The sequence below is a fragment of the Dietzia sp. UCD-THP genome, from assembly GCF_000349585.1.
Classification (GTDB): Bacteria; Actinomycetota; Actinomycetes; order Mycobacteriales; family Mycobacteriaceae; genus Dietzia; species Dietzia natronolimnaea_A.
On record NZ_KB714662.1, the window covers coordinates 4,973 to 6,044 of the forward strand.

A 1,072-nucleotide genomic window follows, 5' to 3' on the forward strand; every position below is an offset into this window, starting at 1 on the left:
GCCAGTTCGCCGTCTTCGACGGTCTCGATACGCCAGCCCACCACGTAGCGGGAGAAGATGTCGATGACGACATAGGCGTGGTACCAGATGCCCTTGGACGGGCCCCGCATTTTCGTAATATCCCACGACCACACGTCATTTGACGAGGTCGCGACCAGTTCAGGGATCTTGCGTGGTGGATGGGTGGCCTGGCGGCGGCGTTCGCCGTTCATCGCCTGCGCCGCCAGGATCCGGTGCATCGTGCGCTGCGAGCAGTGATAGCGGCCGGCGTCGAGCTCGCGGGCCCACACCTGCGCCACCGACAGATCGGCGTAGGCCTCGCTGGTGATCACCCCGAGGATCGCGGCGCGCTCGGCGTCGGTGAGCTCGGCAGGGTGCCGGGCTTTGGGGTGCGGCCCCAAGGCGCGCGGCTTGGGATTGGCCTGGCGGTGATGGGTCGCCCGGGACCGGCCGACCAGGGCGCAGGCCCGCACCACGCCCAGCAGCGAGGTCAGCAGCTGCGCGGTTTCGGCCTGCCAGGTGCGCCAGGCCGCCCTGGTCACCCCTTGTTTTTCTTGGAGAGCGCTTCCAAGAACGCGACACCTTTTCCCATGACCTCCAGAGCGGCGTCACGGTCGGCGATGACCTTGTCCTTTCGGGCCGCGTCCGCCTCGAGCTTGCCGATCTGCTTTTCCAGCTCGGCGATGCGCGCCTGCTCCGGCGACTGACCCGCCCGCGGCTTCTTGGTGCTCACCCTGCCCAGTGTTCCGGCTTCGATCTGGGCCCGCCACTGCTTGACGCTGGAATCGTAGAGGCCCTCCCGGCGCAGCACGCGGCCCTTCTGCCCGGACGGGGCCTGCTCGTACTCGGCGACGATGCGCCGCTTGTACTCGGCGGTGAACGTCCGCCGGGCCGGCCGCCCGGTTCGCGGGGCCTGAACCGTCTCCCGCGTCGAGGTCGTCGGCGTCGTCTGCGAGGCCTCCATGGCCGCGTCAGTGGTCACAGTGATCGTCATGCTGGGTTCTCCTTCTGCTCGCGCCCCAGCCTCTCAACCAGCCAGCCCGGGTGTCTCACCTCAGTCTGGCGGATAGGG

2 protein-coding genes are annotated in these 1,072 nt (G+C 68.6%); both read right to left on the reverse strand.

What is annotated here, in order from left to right; genetic code table 11:
* A partial coding sequence (locus H483_RS39750) for a DDE-type integrase/transposase/recombinase (RefSeq protein ID WP_081615251.1) occupies nt 1-542 on the reverse strand: 542 nt, incomplete at its 3' end.
* On the reverse strand, nt 539-994 hold the full coding sequence (locus tag H483_RS37030) for a transposase (RefSeq protein ID WP_017838453.1): 456 nt from the start codon (nt 992-994) through the stop codon (nt 539-541). The genes H483_RS37030 and H483_RS39750, both read right to left, overlap by 4 nt.
* Nucleotides 995-1,072: the final 78 nt, after the last annotated feature.

Bases quoted from the DNA above. Each gene is read 5' to 3' on its own strand.
- H483_RS37030 (WP_017838453.1), bottom strand. From the start codon at position 994: ATGACGATCACTGTGACCACTGACGCGGCCATGGAGGCCTCGCAGACG.